The 21,492-nt window shown below is 52.7% G+C and carries 16 protein-coding genes; 1 reads left to right on the top strand and 15 read right to left on the bottom strand.

Annotated features, from left to right (window positions below; genetic code table 11):
- Positions 1–16: 16 nt before the first annotated feature.
- From ACFOSD_RS11075 to ACFOSD_RS11100, 6 genes are read right to left on the bottom strand one after another with little or no spacing between them, the layout of a single operon-like run.
- Positions 17–682, bottom strand: coding sequence for a class I SAM-dependent methyltransferase (locus ACFOSD_RS11075; RefSeq protein WP_380696472.1), 666 nt, complete (start codon positions 680–682; stop codon positions 17–19).
- 28 nt (positions 683–710) lie between these two features.
- A complete protein-coding gene (locus tag ACFOSD_RS11080; RefSeq protein ID WP_380696474.1) occupies positions 711–1,709 on the bottom strand; it encodes a hypothetical protein in 999 nt (332 codons plus the stop codon).
- 34 nt (positions 1,710–1,743) lie between these two features.
- On the bottom strand, positions 1,744–2,835 hold the full coding sequence (gene neuB, locus ACFOSD_RS11085; protein WP_380696476.1) for an N-acetylneuraminate synthase: 1,092 nt from the start codon (positions 2,833–2,835) through the stop codon (positions 1,744–1,746).
- Entirely contained in the window at positions 2,819–3,976 is a 1,158-nt protein-coding gene (gene neuC, locus ACFOSD_RS11090) for a UDP-N-acetylglucosamine 2-epimerase (protein ID WP_380696478.1), read from the bottom strand. Before neuC ends, neuB begins: the two co-directional genes overlap by 17 nt.
- Positions 3,973–5,124: a LegC family aminotransferase gene (locus ACFOSD_RS11095; protein ID WP_380696480.1), complete on the bottom strand. Its 1,152-nt coding sequence runs from the start codon at positions 5,122–5,124 to the stop codon at positions 3,973–3,975. Before ACFOSD_RS11095 ends, neuC begins: the two co-directional genes overlap by 4 nt.
- A gap of 8 nt (positions 5,125–5,132) precedes the next feature.
- Entirely contained in the window at positions 5,133–6,116 is a 984-nt protein-coding gene (locus tag ACFOSD_RS11100) for an NAD-dependent 4,6-dehydratase LegB (RefSeq protein ID WP_380696482.1), read from the bottom strand.
- Positions 6,117–6,345: 229 nt separating this feature from the next.
- Between ACFOSD_RS11100 and ACFOSD_RS11105 the strand changes: the two genes are divergently transcribed.
- Complete coding sequence (locus tag ACFOSD_RS11105; RefSeq protein ID WP_380696484.1) at positions 6,346–6,675, top strand: hypothetical protein; 330 nt, start codon at positions 6,346–6,348, stop codon at positions 6,673–6,675.
- A gap of 38 nt (positions 6,676–6,713) precedes the next feature.
- Here ACFOSD_RS11105 and flgL read toward each other — a convergent pair whose 3' ends face one another.
- The 9 genes from flgL to ACFOSD_RS11150 form a co-directional block, all read right to left on the bottom strand.
- Positions 6,714–7,967 (bottom strand): flagellar hook-associated protein FlgL, encoded by a 1,254-nt coding sequence (flgL, locus tag ACFOSD_RS11110; protein ID WP_380696486.1) that lies wholly within the window; start codon positions 7,965–7,967, stop codon positions 6,714–6,716.
- Between the two features lie 64 nt (positions 7,968–8,031).
- Entirely contained in the window at positions 8,032–11,094 is a 3,063-nt protein-coding gene (gene flgK / locus ACFOSD_RS11115) for a flagellar hook-associated protein FlgK (RefSeq protein WP_380696488.1), read from the bottom strand.
- Positions 11,091–12,125 carry a flagellar assembly peptidoglycan hydrolase FlgJ gene (gene flgJ / locus ACFOSD_RS11120; RefSeq protein WP_380696490.1) on the bottom strand — a complete coding sequence of 345 codons (1,035 nt, stop codon included), beginning with the start codon at positions 12,123–12,125 and terminating at the stop codon, positions 11,091–11,093. Before flgJ ends, flgK begins: the two co-directional genes overlap by 4 nt.
- Positions 12,126–12,342: 217 nt before the next feature.
- Positions 12,343–13,440, bottom strand: coding sequence for a flagellar basal body P-ring protein FlgI (locus ACFOSD_RS11125; RefSeq protein ID WP_380696491.1), 1,098 nt, complete (start codon positions 13,438–13,440; stop codon positions 12,343–12,345).
- A gap of 77 nt (positions 13,441–13,517) precedes the next feature.
- Entirely contained in the window at positions 13,518–14,159 is a 642-nt protein-coding gene (locus tag ACFOSD_RS11130; RefSeq protein WP_380696493.1) for a hypothetical protein, read from the bottom strand.
- A 59-nt stretch (positions 14,160–14,218) separates the two neighbouring features.
- On the bottom strand, positions 14,219–14,911 hold the full coding sequence (gene flgH, locus ACFOSD_RS11135; RefSeq protein WP_380696495.1) for a flagellar basal body L-ring protein FlgH: 693 nt from the start codon (positions 14,909–14,911) through the stop codon (positions 14,219–14,221).
- Positions 14,912–14,968: 57 nt separating this feature from the next.
- Positions 14,969–15,754, bottom strand: a complete 786-nt coding sequence (gene flgG / locus ACFOSD_RS11140; RefSeq protein ID WP_380696497.1) for a flagellar basal-body rod protein FlgG — start codon at positions 15,752–15,754, stop codon at positions 14,969–14,971.
- A 15-nt stretch (positions 15,755–15,769) separates the two neighbouring features.
- Positions 15,770–16,513, bottom strand: coding sequence for a flagellar basal body rod protein FlgF (locus ACFOSD_RS11145; protein WP_380696499.1), 744 nt, complete (start codon positions 16,511–16,513; stop codon positions 15,770–15,772).
- A 217-nt stretch (positions 16,514–16,730) separates the two neighbouring features.
- Positions 16,731–21,446, bottom strand: coding sequence for a flagellar hook-basal body complex protein (locus ACFOSD_RS11150; RefSeq protein WP_380696500.1), 4,716 nt, complete (start codon positions 21,444–21,446; stop codon positions 16,731–16,733).
- Positions 21,447–21,492 lie beyond the last annotated feature (46 nt).

Below are 21,492 nucleotides of genomic sequence, written 5' to 3' on the forward strand. Positions count from 1 at the left end.
ATAACGCCGTTGTTGTTCACTGCGTTTTGGTGGCCGTCACGCACCACTCTCTTATCGGTTCATTCATCGTTTCACCACGAACGATTAAGTCCACTTCATCAATGGTAAAGGGTGCTAACAAGTTGGGCAGGTCTCCCTTCGCCGTTAAGCGCAAGAAACCCATACCGGCCATCGGACCTTCGTCGGGGTAACTACCCCGATAGCCCACTTGTTTGCCCGTCCCTTCGCCATGTGTACCCGTGGCGAAACAACGCGTATACAACTTCCCATGGGGCTTCAAAACACGAGCCATTTCACGATAAATCTGAACAGAATCCTCAAATGCATTGCAGCTAATGGCTTCAACATCCAGTACCCCGTCAAATGTTCCATCCTCAAACGGTAAATTAAGGATGTCGCCTTGCACGATCTCACCCGACCAACCGCTGACCTCCTCGCTCAATCTTTGCTCGCACAGTGAAACGGCGGTTTTTGAGCCATCAACACCAAAAACTGAAAATCCTTCCCGCGCCATATACCAGATATTGGCCCCTGTACCACAGCCAACTTCCAACAACTTAATCGCGGATCGATCCGGTGACTTGTAGAAATTCCGCGCCACAAAGCGGATAACATCTTCACCTGGGTACTTGCCCCAGGGCCGCGTGCTGAATATTGATTCCCAATTACTGTCCCAAGCCATTACTGTTCCCCTATTCATTTACGGTTTATTAATCGCGATAGAAAATGGTTCGTTCGGGATAGCATGGGTCCAGTGAGGCCATTCTCCCGCGCAAATGTAGATATTGGGTGGTGTCAAAAATTTGATAACCCGTTTTGTACAAAAAGGACAAGCTTCCTGCTCGCTTTTTGAAGCGGTAAAGAGGATCGTCCTCATGGCGCGTTAACCCCCCTCCCAGATGGAACCATTGCTGTTGGCCTTGTTGCCGGAGTGCCATTTGATGCAGGAGAAAATTTGTGGCACCCAACGTCATACCCTCTCTTGTCGTATAAGAAAGGTGGTATTCCAGTACAAAATCAGTAAGCAAAAATAGTGCCTGTGAAAGAACTTTGTTCCCTAAAACAACCTGTGCCAACAACGTATTCTTCGTCAATAGCAACTGAAAATAGTCTTCAGAGTAAAAATAATCGTCAGAAGCATTTAATTCGACCATCCGTTGTCGGTAGCCCACATAAAATGCCCGCACAATTGCACTGTCAGGTCTATCATGCACGACCAATTCGCAACCATTGGCTATGGCTTTTCGAATATTCCCACGTGAATTTCCACCCACGTGTTGCAAGGAATAATCGCTCAAATCAATCCCGCATGTCTGTCTGTTTTCCACAACAGTGCCGGCATAATAGGCGTCATTCTGAAGTACCGGAGAAAACCGTACAAACTCCACCATGACGCCCAGTTCTTTGATACAGGTCTCATAGCCTAAATGGGCTTCTGCCAAAAAATCGATATTGGTTGTCGTGCTTACGGGGCCGCCATAACCACGAGCACTTTCCAAATCAACCACATTCAGTGACTCTGTAACAATGCAATGAAGTGGATGGAAATATTTCTCTCCACCTTTCTGAAAGCCATAAAAAAATGGCTCGGCGGTCGCTCTTTTATCGCCCGCATCTATCGCCACATAGTCAGGTGCGTGGTACGGCGACTTTAGCTCAGTAGGGAGTAACTGCCAAAAACGACGCGCTTCCGTTAAATTCAACTTCATAAAAATTCGATCTTCAGCATGGCGGCGTGAACATTCACTCGCCAATCACCTCACCCAGCGCAAAATTCCGTTTTGCGCGTGTCCCCAAAACATCCCAATAATGAACGGGCGACATCCCGCCGCCCGTTCTGGCCGTGCGGACATTATCCATGGAAAACGGTTCTCCCGCAGAAATCGGTTTGGCAGCAATGAGATGTTGCCGTGCAACTTGCCGGGTATCCCATTCGCTCGGCTGAGGCACTTTCATACCGTGGCTCAGCATAACTTCCAGTTCCCGTATGCGTTCTACCATGTCTTGTAACATGGGGAGGTCCATAGACGCTTGATGGTCGGGGCCGGGTAGTGCGCGGTCCAATGTAAAATGCTTCTCAATGACCGTAGCGCCCAGGGCTACGGCGGCCGTCGTCGCCAAATGTCCCGCGGTGTGATCGGAGTAACCCACCGGCACACCGAAAGTGCTTTGCAAGGTGCGCAAAGCCAACAAGTTGACTTCGTCTGCAGGTGTCGGATATTGCGATGTACAGTGCAACAAGGTCACCCATCGGCCAAGATCGAGGCTCGACCGCACGTTACTCCAGTGTTGCCAAATGTCGTTGAGGCTTTTGGGCTCATCGCTTCTCAAGCGCCCCCACACCAAGATCGCTAACGCTGTTTCAACATCACTTAGCGTGGCCATGCCCGTCGATAGAATCAACGGCTTCTGCGTGCGCGCAAAAGCCATCAAGAGTGGCCCATTGGTAATCTCACCGGACGGGATCTTAAACCACGGTAAATCAAGTGTTTGCAGAAACTTCAGGCTGGGTAACTCGAATGCGGTGCTGATAAAATCTATGCCGCGTTCACGCGCTCTGGCTTGCAGTTTATGGTGGAACTCGTACGTTAATTCCAGTTTTCGCACCATGTCCAACTGGCTTTCGGCCGCATCCGTACTGGCTTTTTGATATTGTGCTTTGGGTGCGTTGGCCGACACCAGGTATTCGGCTTTGAACGTTTGAAACTTAACGGCGTCCGCACCACAGTCTGCAGCGGCGTCTACCATCGCCAAGGCACGCTGTTCATCACCGTTATGGTTGACGCCGGCTTCAGCAATAATGTAGACCGAGGCTCGGTTATTGTATGAGGTCATGGAATGCTTTCCTCGACGTAAGCGATGTTGTTTTTAGCAGGTGGATAATGCGTTTGCTCACTTCACCATCGCCATAGGGGTTGGTCACCGTTTGGCATTGTTGGGCAAATTCGGCTGAGAACACCTGTTTCAATGCAGCCTTCATATTGTCTGCATCAGCGCCGACAACACTGTCGGCCAGTAATCTGCCTTGCTGGCGGCCACCAATGTTCAATGTGGGTTTACCCAAAGCAGGCGCTTCAATCAAGCCACTGGATGAGTTTCCGAGCACTGCACGCGCACCCGCCATGGCCGACAAATACCGTTGCGAGCCCAAATTAACCACCACCTTATAGCGCTCGGGCAGTTCTTGTTGCAGCGTTAGAATGGTGTCGATGATGACCTGTGCACCCTGATCTGCGTTAGGGTAGGTCCAGAGCACATTAATGTCGGGATAATCCGCCAAGGCTTCAATTAACGCATCCAGTTCACGCCGGGTTTGCGCTAAGGCATGAGTTTCTGAATGCAGCGTGACCAGACAATAGTCCCGTGTCAGATCAAAGCCGAGGTCTGCACTGAGATCATTCCGCGCCAGTAACGGGGTTCGCTTTAAGTGTTCCAAACCCACAGTACCCACAGTATGCACCTGTGCCGGGTCTTCTCCGAGTTGGATCACCCGTTGTCGATACGGCTCTGCAGCGACACAATGCAAACTGGCCATTTTGGTAATGCTGTGGCGTATGGCGTCGTCATAAGCACCTTCGGTTACTTCACCGCCATGCAAATGCACAATGGGCACGCCCATGATCAGCGCCGTTTGTGCCATGGCCAAAGCCTCAAACCGATCGCCTAAAAGCACTAATGCATCCGGCTGCAAACGATCTAAGGCTTCGGCGTAGCCCATCATGCCTACCGCCATGGATTTGACGACGCCGACGGAAGAATTGCTGGCCAGCACCATATCGACACGGGCCGAAATCTGGAATCCATCACGTTCGATATCCGCCACCGTATTACCAAAACCGGGGACCAGATGCGTGCCGGAAACGATCAGTTGCAGATGGGTATCTGTGTCTTGGTTTAGGTCATGTAACAACCAATACAACAGACCATATTCCGCCCGAGTGCCGGTAAAGACCGCAATGGTCTTTTGTGCGGTCATAGCACGGTGCTCCTGCGCACACTGCTGGGCAGATTAACCAGCCGTTCGGCTAAGTCTTCAGCAACCTTTAGTTCACCTCTTAAACATTCTTCATACATTGATTGCTGGTGCAGCAGTCGCCATGCGGGACGTGTTTGAATGCCCTTGGCTTGCGTTTCCTGCAGCATGAAGTCGCGTGCCGGGCGGTCTTCGGCAACAATGGCATTCAGCCAAAAATTGCTTTGTGTTCCTTCGGGCTCATCGACAAACGAATAAGGGCTGTCTTGAAAAATGTGTCGGTACTCACTGGCTAACAGGCGCTTTTCTTGCACGTATGCCAGCAAACGGCTCATCTGAGCACAGCCCAATGCGGCGTTAAGGTTGGGTAATCGGTAGTTATAGCCGACATCGTCATGGGTAAAGTCTTGCCGCTCAGGCACCTTTGCGGTGGTGGTCATGTGCTTCACCCATACGGCAGATTGCGTGTCGGTCAATACTGCCCCACCACCACCGGTGGTAATGATTTTATTGCCGTTGAAACTGAGTGCGCTGGCTTTTCCCCACGTACCTACATGCCGCCCACCACGGTAGCTGCCTAAAGCTTCAGCGGCGTCCTCAACCAAGGCGATATTCCAGCGGGCACACACACTCATCAGGCTGTTTAAATCCGCCGGATGGCCAAAGGTATGCATAGGTACGCAAGCCCGAATGACGGCATTGGTATCCCGATGACGACAAATACCTTGATCATCCATAAACGCCTGTTCCGTCAACCACTGCTCCATGGCCATAGGCGACAAACTCAAGGTTGCCCGCTCGATATCTATAAACACCGGCTGTGCGCCGCAATAACGAATTGCATTCACCGTGGCAATGAAACTCAACGGCTGGGTGAGCACGAGATCACCCGACTTTACACCAACCAGGCGCAAGGCGATGTGTAAGGCTGCGGTGCCGTTCACCACGGCAACAGCTTTTTCCGCTCCGGTAAATGCCGCAAGTTGTGTTTCAAATTGATCGACATACGCACCCACGCTGGACACAAACGTTGAGCGCAAGGTGTCCAAGACAAGCGCTTCTTCTGCTGCGCCGAACACCGGGCTATGCAACGGTATGCTCTCTTTAGTGCTGTAGTGTTCACGGATGAATTCAACAAGCTGCGATAGCATGATTTCGGTCACTGGTTGTAAATAGAAGTTTTGTATTTTGCGAGGTTTTCAGGTTTTATGAACCAATCAATGGTCTGTTGTAGGCCCTCAGACAGCGTTGTATTGGGCACAAAACCCGTCAGTTCGCGCAACAAGGCGTTTTCGCCCCAGAGCCGAAAGACTTCGGATTTCCCTGGCCGTAACCGCTGTTCATCGGTGATGAATTCAACCGGACTCTGCATCAACTGCTTAATGAGTTCGAGCGTATCGCGCATCGAGACTTCAAAATTCGAGGCGATGTTAACCGTTTTCCCAACCGCCTGTTCACATTGTGCCAACGCGAGAAAACCCCGACAGGTGTCCTGCACGAAATTGAAATCCCGCGTCGGGGTGAGGTCGCCCAGCTTAATGTGCTCTGCCCCAGCTGCGATCTGTCCGATGATGGTCGGTATAATCGCGCGTGCGGACTGACGCGGCCCGTAGGTGTTGAACGGTCGTGCAATGGTCAAAGGCAGATCAAAGGCGTTGTAAAAGCTCATCGCCATCGCGTCAGCGCTGATCTTCGAAGCACTGTATGGAGATTGAGGCTGCAAGGGATGCCGTTCGTCGATCGGCACGTACTGCGCGGTGCCATAGACCTCACTGGTGGACGTATGAATCATCCTCGACACGCCATTGTCGAGCGCTGCTTGGCACATGTTCAATGTTCCACGCACGTTAGTATCCACATAGGACTCTGGTGCCTGATAGGAGTACGGGATAGCAATTAATGCGGCCAGATGAAACACCCAGTCCATATCTTGCGTGATGCTTCGACAAAAGTGGGCATCTCTGACATCACCTGTCACCACTTCCAGCATAGGATGCGCTGGGCAATCCTCCAGCCACCCCCAAGAATTGAATGAGTTGTACTGTGCTAATGCACGCACGGCATAACCTTGCGCCAATAACAGTTCCGTTAAATGAGAGCCGATAAAGCCGTCAGCTCCTGTTACCAAGACACGAATGGTCAAGCGCAATCTCCTCGTGCATAGACTCGTCGCAATACACCTTCTTACTCGGTTCACTCAACAGGGTGGCCGCAGGGATCAGGTGTCAAAGGGTTGTCATGCCCCAACTGTATAAGACAATGATCAGCAAAAATTACGCCATGCCGAACGGGACGGTCGTCCATCGGACTCGCTCCACACCGATGTCATGCTACACTTCAACGCAATGCACGGGCTAAACAGGAGCAAGCGGATGTACGCATTACAGAAACGGTGGCAAGTGATAGCGGATTTAACTCAAGACATCCGACAAGCCACGGGTCAATCGACAGACGAGCTATCTGCGGTCCTTCAACTCATTGAAATCCGCGATCAACATTTGGCTGAACTGCTGAATTCATCCTTTCTTGATCAACTGGATGCCGAAGCGCTGACTTGGTTGCAAAATGCCGTCTCCGAGCTGCGCACCGAAGAACAGAGTTTGCGCGCTGCATTGAAATCCGAGCAGTCCCGCATCCATCAACAACTGCGGACAGATCACGTTAAGCAAAAAGCCGTCAAAGCCTACCAAAACCAGCGTTAGCGTGACCGTTTTAACGTAACCGCTTTAACGTAACCGCTTTAACGTAAGAAGTTAAAAAGCGTCAAACTCGCTACCTTTACATAAGTCTGCTGTGCTGCCTCAAGGGCCAAGGTTTCCATTTGCAGTCGGCTGACGGCTTCCGCGTAATCAATGTCGGCCAAGTTCGAGCGTACATCCTTCGCGACCAAGCCTAAGTCCATGTGAATATCTTTCGTCGTCTCGGCGGTATTTAACCGAGCACCGATCTTAGAACGATAAATCGAGACGTTCTCAATCGCAGCGTCTATGTTGTCCAGCGAGTCGGCCAGTAAGGTCGCAACTTTGGCGGTATCTTCGGCACTGTCACCCAAGGTCATCAAGCCGCCGACCAAGCGTTCCATGGTGTACAGAGGCCCTTGTTTTTTGGCGCTTTCGACCACAAAACTATCACCCGGGGCGGGGTTGCCCGTAACGCCGATTTGCAACCCGGCAAACCCTACCTGCATACCGGGGAAATAGGCTTGGTTGGCCAAGCCCTCAATCACTTTGCCATCGCTGCGTTGCCGTACGGTAAAGTTGGGGCCCGGTGGTTCAATATCCAGCTCATTATTGAAGGTAATAATGGCGTCTTCCGGAAAGAAAGCAGAGAAGGCTTCTTGGTCGGCAATAATGCCCTGCGAGATCACCCCCACCGGCTGCCCGCGGTTCAATTCACTGGCGTAGGTATAAAAGGATGGCTTTTTAACCGGCACATCCAGAAAAATGTCTTTGCCGTTATCGCTCACCGGCACGCTGTTGGAGTTGGAGATCCGAATAAGTCGTTGACCTTCATCTCCCTGATAGGTGAAGCCACCACCGGGATTTTTTACAAACGCCTGCGTTTGACCGGAGAAGCCGGAAAACAGAAATTCACCACTGGCATCCTTACTGTTGACCTGTTGTAGAAATTCGTCGGCGCGCAGTTTAATTTCGGCGGCATAGGCTTGCCGGTCGGCAATGGTCGTCGTTCCGTTACCCGCCGCTACAGTCAGTTCGCGCACCCGTTGCAGCACCGTTTCCATACCGACCATGATGGACTCTTGGTATTCCAAGCGACCACGCAATGAATCGATGTTTTTTTCGTATTGTGCCCCTAGCGCAATTTCTTGATCCAATTGCAGAATTCGGCTATTCGCCACCGGATCATCGGCCGGGGTGACGACTTTGCGGCCGGTACTGACTTGCTCCGATGTCTTCGCCACTTGCGCTTGAAAACGCAATATGTTGTTCAGCGATGACGCTGAAATTTGATAGCTGGATAACCGATCCGCCATGGTGGTGCCCTCAAAAATCACTCATTCGGCCGCCGCAAACGCTGCAGTGAGCCCTAAAAATTCATTAAAACGCGGCCAACAAGGCATTAAAGACTTCTTGCGCAATGCGTATCATCTGTGCGTTGGCGTTGTAAGCCTGCTCAAATCTAACCAAGCGCGCGGCTTCTTCATCCAAATTAACCCCGGAGACCTGCTGCTGAGCCGCTACGGATTGATCCAAGGACACGCGCGATGTATCCGTGTTTACCTGGGCTTGCCGGGTTGATAGCCCGATCTGTTGTATCAGTTGCGAATAGGCATCGTTGAAATTCAGCCCGCCGTCTCGCCCACTCAGCGTTTTCTTGGTTTGCAGATCAATCATGCGTTCCGAGTTGCGGTTATCTGCACTGGGGTCTTTGTTGTAGCCAATATTAAAGCGATCTCCGGCTTCCGGCCGGCCGTCAATTTCAAATTGATAGCCCGTGAAGGTAGGTTGCGCGACAGGATTACCGCCAAACAGATTGCCATACGATGGCTCTGAAGCCAGCGAAATGCCTTCATCCATGCGCACATCCACCTGTCCGCCCATGGTCAGCTTTTGGGAGGCATTCTCGCCCAAGCCTTCCACCTTCATCACCACCTTGAAGCTCATGTTGCCGCGCTCATCAATAGAGACAGCAACACGTCCCGGTGCGTCAGCACCGTTCAACCAAGGATCATTACGCTTTATCCGCTCTTGCGACGCCAACTCGGCTTCAATCTTTTGCGCAATACCCAATTGCAACTCTTCACCGGTTGCATAGTTATCGGTCAGTTCGATGGAAGCTTTATCACCATAGGGTGTGGTGAATTCGTAAAGGTAAGGCCCACGGTCAGAAAAATCGAAGCCACGATTGGCACTGAGTAACCCGCGCGTATCCGCACCGATAGCATCCAGAAACGTCTCCTGGCCATTACTGATTTCCAAACTGTCGCCTGCGCCTACTGCGCCACCCAGTTCACGGTCACCCTTGTATTCGATGCGAATATCTTCGCCGGTGGAAGAGAAAATCCGCACTGATTCACCGTCACTGACGGCCGTAATTCCCAATTCTTCCAAGGCGTAACTGCTGTTAATGCGACCCGCGATAAAACTTGGGGTAATCGGGTCTGGAACATCGCGTTCAAAACCCGGTTTGAAGATGCCCTGCACCTCCCCAACCGTTTCACCCAACATGGTGATGTCGACACCATTGATGAAAATCTCGGTGCGTAAATCGCCATTTTCCGGCGGACTGGCGAACTGAAAATTGGATAATTCTACTTCGGTAAATGCTCGCGCACTGACACCGGAAATAGCACTTACCGCAGCGGCTACTTCAGCGGCCGTCGCCCCTGCCGGTATTGACAGCCGCTCAAGCAGTTGCGGCTCACCATCCGCACCTATTGTTTGAAACGTCACACGCTCGGCATTGAACCCATTATTCGGCCAAAAATCGGGTTGACTGGCGGACTGTGTGAAGGGCACCTTGGGTAGCCAACCAGCATTACTCGTGACCTGAGTTTCACCCACATTGTTGGAGAACAATGCGTTAGCGACACCCGGCGTAAAGGGTAAATTACGCATCGGCGGTTGCAATTGGCGTGGTCGCTGAGGATCACTGTTATCCAATAAGCTGTACGACGTAGGGGTATTGAACACCACGAGTATGGGCGGCGATAACTCCCCCGGTACGGCAAATGAATCCGTATTGGCATCCAATAAAACACCTTGGTTAATATCACCGGTGCCTTGATTGGATAAACTCGCACCCCCACTGATGGGCATCGCAAAGGCCAATTCTGCCGGTTGTTTCAAGACTTGAGAAAAATCGCGTGCACCGCTACGCGTGGGTTGAAACAAGAAACGGTCTCCGGCTTGAAAACTGCCGGACACGAGTTTTACCTCGACCCCTTCAAAGCTCAACGTGGCCGGACGCTCACCTGAAATAACGCCGTTACTGACCACTTCACCATCATCCACCCGAATGATTTCATAGTTGGCATCGCGCGGGCCGGTGAAACGCATTTCATAGTCACTGGTGGAAAGCTGGTTGATGTCACGAATATAGACTTCCACTACACGGTCGGTTGGTCGTGCATTGTTAAAGTTGTACTGCACCCGGCCCCGTGCCAATGCTACATCGTTGTAGTCGGTAAACATATCAGAGCCAAAGTTGCCGAACAGGTTGATGCCTACCGCTTGTTGTTCGTTAAACGCCGTGGCCACCCCAATGGCTACCCGCCCTAAATAGTTCAGGGCCTCGTCCAGGTTTTCATTACGGAATTTGAGCACACCACCAATTTGTCCACCGGATACAATGTCTGTTACCACGGTGCGTTCTTTGCGGTTTAGGTAGACCAAGTCAAACCGACTCGGGTCTTTAATACCCGGCTGCACTTCTATGCGGTTGAACTCGTACCCCAACACCAGTGCTTGCCCGGAGCCGATGTAGACATCGTAATTGCCATCGGCTTCCACGACATCCACACCGACCAGCTCGGAGAGCTGTCGCACCAGCTCATCCCGCTTATCCAGTAGCTCATTGGGTGGCGCGCGCCGGGCGTCACCAACCGAGTTGGCGATGTCTTGGTTCAACTGCGCGATGGACTGGGAAATGGTGTTCACTTCACCGGCAAAACTTTGCAGCTGGTTATTGATGGTGGTGTTTTGTTGGTCCATACGCTCATAGACCAAATTAAAACGATCCTGCAACACACTGGCGGAACCCAGAAAGGCTTCCCGTGCGGGTATAAACCCAGGGCTGTCCGATGCCGTTTGCAAGGCTGAAAAGAACTCGGTCAAGACCGGGCCAATGCCGGTCCGTTCATCGCCCAAGAGTTTGTTGATTTGATCAATGTTGTCCCGATACGACTCAAACCCTTTAAATTGCTGCGTATCCGTGCGCAGTTGTTCCGTCGCAAAGCGGTCATAGAGCCGACGAATAGTGGTAATTTCAACCCCGGAACCCACATACCCGACACCCATAAACTGAGAATCAGCCGAATTCACCACCACTTCCTGGCGGCTATAGCCGGGCGTGTTGGCGTTGGAAATGTTATTACCTATAACCTCCAGGTGCTTTTGCGATGCACTCAACCCGGTCAGGGCAGAATTCAGTAAGCTCATGGCTGCTCTCCTAGAACGGCTAAGGTTTGATGAAACAGCGCGTCCATCATCGGACTTTGGGCAATGCGTTGTATTTTCTCGGCATATTGCGGATCAGTCGCATAGCCTGCGGCTTGCAAGGCTTCAACATAGGCAGCACCATCATCGGCGACAGCGAGCGCCTCGGCATAACGCGGGCTACTGCTGAGGAACTGGCGATAATCGGCAAAACTTTGATCCAGACTCTCATAGGCCCGGAAGGCCGCCTGAACGTTGACCGGCCGTCCGGCCAGATACTCCTTGGTGGTTACCGTAGCGCGATCACCAGACCAACGATGATCGGCCTTGATGTTAAATAGATTGTGGCTGCTGTCACCATCGGCCCGACTGATTACGTGACGACCCCAACCGGTTTCCAACGCCGCCTGCGCCACCAAATAACGAGGGTCGGCATTCATTTCTTCCGCCACGGCCGCCGCGTGCGGTATCACCGCTGCCACAAAGTCTTCCGGCGTGTTGAACAGCGCCTGCTTTTGTTCGGCGGTTAAATTCGATTCGGGTGACATTGATGACAGAGATTCCAATAACTCCGTATCACCAGGACTGGTTACCGACGGCAGAGTATTCGCTTCGGGTGCCCGCAAGGTGGCCGGTAAAATTGCCCGTCCATGCCGGTCAAGCGGCAACACATCCGGCGAACCATTGCCGCCTTTTGCTCGTTGAGCTTGGCTGCTCAATTGTTGATAAAGTGCATCGGCCAACCCCATGCCGCCCTGTTGCGACATGTTCAGCGACATCTGTTCATCCAGCATTTGTTCGTAGAACTCGGTTTCGTAGGAGCTCAGGAAACTGTCGGGGTTCAGGGTTTTCGTGGCTTCACGCATGCTTTTCATGATCATCTGCGTGAACATGGACTCAAATTGCTCGGCAACGGCACGCAGCGCGCCTTCTTCGTCACTGCCGGCCTGCCGCTTGATCGACTCAAGTCCTTGCAGGTCGGTGTAGACAAAGGCGTTGCTGGATGCTGTATTACTGAAGCTATTTAAGGCCATACCATTCTCTGTTACAGATTCACTGTAGTTGTATCAGCAAATGGCGTGCCAGAAGGGGATTGTGGGATTGAGTCGTGGGTAAGTTTGTGAAATTCGTATGCCAGTGCATAGTAGGCCAAACTGGCGGAGAGTATATGCCTTAAGGCGCGACTCCCGGCCTGCCCTGGAGCGCCGTAGGCATATACTCTACGGCTGTTTGGCGGATAAAAGAGACGGATTAAATGACAATCAACTCAGCGTTCAACGCACCGGCCTGCTTCATGGCTTCTAGAATTGCCATCAAGTCACTGGGCGACGCACCCACTTCATTTACCGCCGTCACCACGTCTTCCAACGTTGCTGTTGGGCCAAATAGGAACATGCGGTTTTCTTCTTCATCGATAGCGATTTCCGCATCCGGTACTACCACGGTTTCACCCTCGGTAAAGGGTTCAGGCTGCGCTACCTGTAAGGTTTGGTCGATGGTTACCGTCAAATTGCCATGCGTAATGGCCACCGGCGAAATGCGCACATGCTGACCGATCACGATGGTGCCCGTGCGTGAATTCACAATCACTTTCGCCCGGCCTTCACCCTGCTGCACTTCCAAGTTTTCCAGCACTGCCAAAAAAGAAACCCGTTGATTCGAATCACGCGGCGCGGTCACCCGCACGCTACCGGCGTCCATCGCATAAGCGCTGTTGGGGCCCAACAGATCATTAATCGTCTGCGCCATGCGAGTTGCCGTCGTAAAATCCGCACGGTTCAAATTAAACGTAAGGTAATCGCCTTCGTTAAAGCCGCTGGCAACTTCACGCTCAACGATAGCACCACCGGGGATACGCCCCGCGCTCGGTACGTTGACGGTGATGCTGGACCCATCAGCCCCTTCGGCTCCGAAACCACCCACCAACAAATTACCTTGCGCCACGGCATAGGTGTTCCCGTCTGCGCCACGTAACGGGGCCAACAACAAGCTGCCGCCGCGCAGCGAACTGGCATTGCCCAACGAGGATACCGTGACATCAATCGGCTGCCCTGATCGGGCAAAGGCTGGCAAGGTGGCATGAATGGATACTGCGGCCACGTTGCGTAAACGCGGGTCTACGCCTTCCGGAATGGTGATGCCAAATTGCGCCATCATGTTGCTGAAGGTTTGGTTGGTAAAGGGCGCACGATCACCCGTGCCGTCAAGACCCACCACCAAGCCGTAACCCACCAGTTGGTTGTCGCGCACACCCGCGACGGACGCGATGTCTTTGATGCGGTCAGCCACGGCCACGGTAGACAAACAACCCAACACACCCAGCCATAACAATCGATTTAATACACGCATGAGGTTAACCATTTTTTGACACACGAAGATATACCGAAGAAAGAGCAATTTTCATGCCGTAAAACCACCCGAAAATTTCATTCCTCCGGACTGAAGCGACGCCAGAGCAGCATGGCCTCTTCCGCATCCTGCAGGCGGCTGATCGCCTGTCCGCAGAGTGTTCTGGAGTTTCCAGGATCTGGCAGTGCCACCCAACGCAAGCAGTGTTCACCGGCCTGTTCGGCCGCACCCTCCATTGCCGCGTTATCAACAGCAGCACCAAAGCTTTCACGCAGCAATAGCCCTTCATCCAACCAACCTATGACCTGCCCACTGGACTGTTGATTCGCCGTCCCGATCATTTGGTATGTTTGCTGCCAGAGGGGTAGAACAGGCTGTTCTTGATTCAGAAAATTTTCTGTGGCCAGCAGAGCGATGTGCTGTGGTCCACCGAAGCCGAAGGCCTCAAGCAGAACGTATTGACCGTTGTCACTTAATGTCCAGTTCCCCAACCGATAATAGTCCGATACCCAAACCGCGTCGCGCTCGCCACCGGAGTCCACCCACCAAAGCTGGGCGTTCAACGTATTCAATGCACATAACCGTTGGCCAAGACCAATAGCTGCGCATTGCGCCGTGACATCTACGGATCGGGTTGGTTGGGTCGTTTGTGACCAAGCGAATGAGCAGACGAAGCTCAACCACAGCAATAGGGACACCAGTGGGTAAAGAGGACGCATAACCTGTAATCCTAAGATAGGGTGGGCACAACCCTGTACCCACCGGCATTCAATGCCCTTTAGAACGGAAACCAACCGCTGTTCAGCGCGCGGGTCAACCAGCCCTGACGCGTAGAATCTGCCAATTCTCCCGTACCGCTGTAAGCAATGCGCGCATCCGCCAGTTTACTGGACGCCACGGTGTTGTCCAAATTGATGTCCTCCGGCCGAATCATCCCGGTAACCCGCAAATACTCTTCCCCACGCGTCAACGTGATCCATTTTTCGCCCTGCACGCGCAACACGCCGTTGGGATAGACCTCCGCCACCGTGACACTGATCGCGCCTTCTAAGCGGTTGCTCTGGTTGGCTTGCCCACTGCCCGCAAAACTGCGGTCGCCATTCACACTGGCGGACAATGCATTATTCAATACCCGCAACTCGTTGCCACCAATCACCGGGGCGCGCAAATCGGCTTCCGAAGATTTACTCGAATTTGTCTGACTGGATTTTTGCGATACCGTCCGCTCGTCCAGAATAATGGTGATCACATCGCCGACACGGTGGGCATTCTTATCGCCATAAAGCTGAATACCATAGGCCTGCGCGTAAATAGACCCATTGGCCGGTGGCGGTGTCATGCTGGTTTGCACGGGCACGGGCGCCCATGCGGGTTCATCTGGCCGTTCATCCAACTTCAGCTCACCGGTTGAGGTGCAGCCGCTGATCACAGCGGCACCTACCAACAACGTCAGGATTCTTATCGGTTTCATCGTTTCTGCCTCCTCGTCAGGCATCGCGGTAGCGGATTTCGTTACCCGCCGCTACGATTAAAGATTCTGCGTAATAGAGCCCAGCATCTGGTCGGCGGTGGACACTACTTTCGAGTTCATTTCATAGGCGCGCTGGGTGGAAATCATGTCGACCATTTCTTCCACGATCTTCACGTTAGAGGTTTCCAACGCCCCTTGAATGATGGCCCCAAAACCATCAAATGCCGGTACACCTTGTTGTGGCGCACCTGAGGCTGCAGTCTCTAGGAACATGTTGTTGCCGATGGCTTGCAGACCTGCCGGGTTGATGAAGTCCACCACTTCAACCTGACCGATCTCAATCGGCAAGTTGTCACCGGCAAAGACAGCGGTCACGATGCCATCGCTGCCGATGGTGAGCGTTTTGGTTTGCTCTGGCACCACCAAGCCCGGTTCAAGTAAGGCACCGGACGCGGTAACAATTTCACCATCGGCATTGATATGGAAGGTGCCGTCACGGGTGTAACTGGCGTTGCCATCCGGCAACAAAATCTGGAAAAAACCGCGTCCATTGATCGCCAAATCCAGTGGGTTTTCGGTAACTTCCAAATCCCCTTGGCTAAACTCTTTTTGCGTACCCACAATGCGTACACCCGTACCCAACTGCAAACCGGACGGCAGTTGATTGTTCTGGTTTTCCTGCGCACCGGGCTGGCGTTGAATTTGATAGATCAAGTCCTGAAACACCGCGCGGTCTTTTTTGAAACCGGTGGTGCTGACGTTGGCCAAGTTGTTGGAGATGGTTGACAGGTTCATGTCCTGTGCTTCCAACCCCGTTTTACTAACCCACAGTGCCTTCATCATGATGCGGTTCTCCTATCAGCTCATTTGGAGCAGACGTTGTGATGCTTCAGAGGCTTCTTCGGCGCTCTTCATCATCTTAATTTGCATTTCATACTGCCGACTCAACGACAGGATGCTTACCAATTCGGTAACAGCTTTCACGTTAGAGCCTTCCAAATAGCCGGAACGCACCTCCACCAGCGGGTCGGCAGCCAACACCGCATCTCCCTGGTTCGGGCGAAATAAGCCGTCGGTGCCTTTCTCCATGGTTTGCAGATCCGGGTTGACCAGCTTTAAGGCATCCACCTGTAAAAGCTCCTGGGGACCATCACCCGGTGCTCGCACGCTGATGACTCCGTCATTCCCAATGAACAATTGCTGATAGGGTGGAATCACCAAGGGACCGCCCTCACCCATCACCGGCCTGCCGTCACCGTTGAATACTTGCCCGGCGGCATCGACCGTCAGGTCACCCCGGCGGGTATAGGCTTCTTCACCGTTTTCATCCAACACAGCCAAAAACCCTTGCCCGGCAATCGCCACATCGAGATCGCGGCTGGTACTGATCAGTGGGCCTTCATTGAAATCACTGGCCGGACGTTCCGTCATACTGTACGCACGGGATGGGTAATGTTCCCCAAACACTGGCATAGCGCGGGCTTGCTCGAAGTCGGCGCGAAAACCGGTCGTACTGGCGTTGGCCAGGTTGTTGGAGTGCGCTGCCTGCGCCAGCATATTGTGCTTGGCACCGGTCATAGCAATGTATATGGCACGATCCATGGGTTTGACCCCTCATTAAGAACTCATCTATGTCTCTCAATGCGATAACTGTGCCAACTAAAAAGAAAACCGCCACAGGGTGCGGCCCTGGGCGGTTTTAGGGGGATGCCGCTGTTTCTTTGAGGAAAAAACAGCGGCAAAGGCGGCAACAACACATAAAAAAGCGGCAGCGGATAGCCTTATGTGTTGCTGCCCAGCGGAGCGTTATAGCCCATCATTAACGAAGGTTGATGATGGTCTGCGTTACCGCACTGGCGGTTTCAATGGTCTTCGCACTGGCTTGGAAATTCCGTTGTGCGATGATCAAGTGCACCAGTTGTTCCGATAAGTCTACGTTCGAATCTTCCAGGGCGTTCGAGCGAATCGACCCTAGGATACCCGTACCGGCAACCCCGATGGTGGCATCGCCGGAATCGAACGACTCAACCCATTCGGTGAAACCAATCGGATTCAGTCCTTCAGGATTCCGGAAGGATGCAATAGATACCTGTCCGATGGTTTGTGATTGCCCGTTGGTATAGCGTGCTGAAATTTCACCCCGGTCATTGATCTCCAGGTCTTTCAGCTGCCCTGAGGCATAGCCATCCTGCGAAAAGTTATCACGCGAGAACGGGCCACCAAACTGGGTTACACGCTCGAAATCAATGACAAAGTTAGAGCTGGTGTTTGGCTCTACAATCGGCAAACGGCCACCCTGTGCTTCAGGCAATGGACCATAGCCACCAGTGGCACCACCTTCGTCATCACGCGGCAACCAGTTAGAGATCAACCATGAGCCGCTGGCGTCACGGTTTAAGGTGCCGTCCGCGTTGAAGAACATTCTGAACGACGCTTGAGTCGGTTCTTGGTTCTGCGGGAATGGCAGGCTCAAATCCGGGTCACCTACATCACGGCCATCGACTTGGGCGTAGACGGTCCAAGAGTTCAAATCAAAGGGGCGATTCGGGTCGTCCTGATCCTTCACAAAAAACATTTGCAACGCGTGCTGATTACCTAATGAGTCGTAAATCGTCAGCGAAGCCGTCTCGTTATAGGTTTCCGGATTGTCCGGATCAAAGGCATTGATCACGTAATCTTCGAAATCATCGGTGGTTAAACCATTGAACAAACCAGTGACCCGTGGGTCTGGCTGGCGCATGGTATAGCCATTGTTCAAGATGATTTCCACGCTACCACCCACCAGCGCCGTGGTCTCACCATCTTCAACAGCACCCAAAGTAACTGGCGCGGTGCCGGTTTCACCCAGCAAGGTCAGGCGATCTGCGACACGAGGTGATTCAATACCTACTTGAATGTCTTGACCGGTTGAGGAGGTTAAAATCAAGTCCCCAGATTCCGCATCCAACTCAGCCGTGATACCCGCCAGCGATGATTGCTGATACTGGTTTATTTCTTCCACCATGGCTAAGAAGTCATTGGCGTTGATGACCTGACCATTGATGAACACATTCATATCACCGGCGTTCGAGTAATCCGATGCAACAAATCGCAGGGTCGTGTTCGCCGTCGCATTCACCCCGGGCAAACCGGACAATTGGGTGGCAATTTGCGCGGCTGTCTGCTGTGCATCAATGGTGACCAAACGCTCTTCATTTTCTTCTGGATCAAACAGAATGAAGGATTGCTCGGGATACCCGTTATTGACCTTTGGCTGGCCCAATTCCAGGTACTCGCTGTTCAAGCGATCCACTTGTAATAGCGCATTCAGTTCTTCCACGGTGATGTCTTCACCAATGGCGATTACGTTTGAGATACTGATTTGCGAGGCTTCACCCGCTTCAGTTGCGACCAATTGGATTTGTTTTGTGCCGTCGTCATTCAGTTGCACGCGCGCCCGAACACCAATGTATTCGTCCTCTGGCACATCGGCCAATTCACGATTGATCGCCTGGGCCAATTGCTCAATGCTGCGAATATTTTCATCCAAAGCAATCTCAACAGAGCCCGAGCGGCCTTCAGTATCTGGTAACGGTACCGCCAGATTAATGCGGAAGGAGTTGCGGCGATCGACTGGGTCAATGGCAGTTGATGAGGTTTGTGATGCATGACCAATGGCCGCTAATGATCCCGTATTACCCGATACGTTGGTGATGTTCAGCGTATTCGGAAAACCACCTAAAGAAGTCAGAGAGAATACGATGCGGCCGTTCACATTGCTGGCTTCCACTTTGCCAGCAATTTGGCCGGAGGCATTAATTTGCAGATTGATAGCCTCAGCTACTTCATCAGCATTGGTGTATTCGCCCGCTGGAATGACCACCGTAGCGACGCCCGGATCTTCACCGCCTACGCTCACGCGCAGCTGGTTATTGGCAGGTACATCGGCTGTACCGGGCGTGGAGGTTGGCAACGGTACACTGCTGGCGGTTAAGCCCAAGGTATCGCCGTTAAATCCGACCGCCGTACTGCTGTCATCTACTACCGTTACAGGATTCGAGTTGTTGGCGGTATTGGCGAACAACAGGTTCGTTCCGTCCAAACCGGCGGTGACCTGGCCACTCAATGTCGGATTGGTAAATAAGGCATTGTTAAGGGCATTGGCTAAATCTGCCCGTGACGCAAAGCCAGCCGCAGGCACGCTGATGGAAATTGTGCTGTCAAGGCTGCCCGACAGTATGCGTAAATCCAGCGTACGACCGGCTGTACCACCTTGGTCACCGATGGCCGTGCTGGGCAGAGACAACGACCCACGCAACGTACTGACCGAGCCTGACTCAAAGTTATTGAACGTCAACCCAGTCGTTTGATTACCACCCACTTGAATGGGTGAGCCTTCAATCGTGGTTAAGTCGATGCTACCGCCATTAGCAAACAAATCCGTACCGACGATGGGTGCCGTGACCAGAGGTGCATCAGTACCCGTATCTTCCGTATCAATGCCTAAAAGGCCGGTCAAGGTTCCTACGTTGTCAGTAATACGCACAATCGAGGTTCCGTCAGCCGCGAAGGGACCGTCGGTAATAACCTGCAAGAATCCGGGACGGTCAGGGTCTTCCTGCACTCGCAAGCGACCCGCTAAGGATGCATCATTGTCGACAGCGGCCTGGAACGACTCGATCACATCACTCATGCTGCGAATCTGTCCACCCACTGGAAAAGGCTCCAAGGTGATGGTGGTCGACACACCTTCGTTAATGTTGGGTCCCTGAATAGTTATATCAATGGTCTGCGGCGAGGCTGGTGGTAACTGGCTGAACACTGAGGTTTGTGCTGCAGCGCCATCCGCTGTGCGCAGGAACAGGGTTTGGGCGATATCACTGGTGCCAATGTCATTCACCGACAGAACGCGTGTACCCGTGGTTGACACAAATTGAACCGCAGAGTCTGGGTCTTGCTCGGGGTCGGCCTGCACAATGATCCGACCGCCTAGGGTCGAATTATTGTCAATACTTTGTTGAAAAGCATCGATCATCGCACCAAAACTGCTAAACAAAGCGCCGTTCGGAAATGGGGCAAGGGTCACACCCAACGGCGCACCACCGTTCAATAATGGATCTTGAATTTGAATCTGAATGGTGTCGGTCGCTGCAGGCGGAGTTTGGAATACACGCTCAAACACCGAACCACCGGCTAAACCCAATTGCGAACCAACCGTGCCGCCATCGTCCACCACATTGGTGATGGAAAAGTCAGGATCAACGGCAACCAGCTCAATGCCAGAGCCATCGGGCGTTGCCTGCCATTCCAGTTCTGCTGGCAAACCTGCCGCACCGTTCAAAGCGGTCAGCAAATCAGCTTGTGAAGCGTAGTTGGTACCTAATGGAAAGGTAACGGTCAGCGTTTGGTTCGTATCTGTATCATCGACATATTGAATTTCAATGTCTTCAGCAGCAGCCAAGTTATCAAACAACAACCGAGGTCCGGTTACCGCACCACCGGCTGCAAAGCCCAATTCATCGGCCAAGGTGCCGGTACCGACGTTATCAATGCCCTGCAACGTTGTACCATCGGTGGTAAAGAGTTCCAATTGGTTGGCTGCGTTCAAGTTAACGAACACCCGCCCCGCCGTTGCTGAGTTAGCGTTCAATGCAGTTTCCATCACGGTACGTGCTTGCGCAGGCGTGGTGGCAATGGCCAACATAGGCCCAATTTCGACCGTTGTGGACGAAGCTGCGCCAGGCAGGGTCAACTCCAATTCAATGGTGTCAGTGACATCGGTCGCGGGTAACGTACCGGTTACGTCGACACCTTGAAGCCCATTAAATTCTGGCGTCGTGATACCACTGGAATAAATTTCCAAAGGCTCGACCACATCACCGGCGGTATAAATATCCGCTAGACTCAGGCTGCCCGTGACCGAAGAAGCTGTACCGGCCGTAGTGGGTACGCCCACTGTGCTTAGCGTTGTCGCCGTGGCTTCGGGTGAACCGACCTGCACTTGACCAATCGCCAAACCGTTCGTGCGCGTTATGCTACCGAGTTGTGCCAATACAGGCGCCCCTGCCGGTACGTTCACGCCGGCATTTACGCTGTGTGTGCCACGCGGCGCTTGGCTGGAGGTATCAATACGCAAGTCTTGCAAGATGCCGTCGACCACACCGGTCGATGTAGCCCCATAGCCTTGCAAGCGGGCTTTTTGGTTGTTGGTGATAAAACCGTTCTCATCGACACCAAAAATACCAGACCGGGTATAGGTGATTTCACCGTTGGGATATTCCGTCACAAAGAAGCCTGTTCCGTCGATGGCCAAATCCAACACGCTGCCGGTTTGGGTGATATTCCCTTGGGTCATTTTCTGCCCGATGTTCGCCACATTAACCCCACCACCGACAACATTGCGGCCGGAGCCGATCATGCTTGAGGTGTAGGCATCGCCAAACTCCGTGCGGCTGGCTTTGAAACCGGTCGTAGAGGCGTTAGCAACGTTGTTACCGGTGACCTGGAGGTCTTTATTGGCCGCGGCAAGTCCACTTAAACCTGTACTGAAACTCATGATGTTTTCCTCTTATTCGCCCGGTTTCGGGGTAGTAATTCTCTGG

Source organism: Salinispirillum marinum, assembly GCF_042650105.1.
Lineage (GTDB): Bacteria > Pseudomonadota > Gammaproteobacteria > Pseudomonadales > Natronospirillaceae > Salinispirillum > Salinispirillum marinum.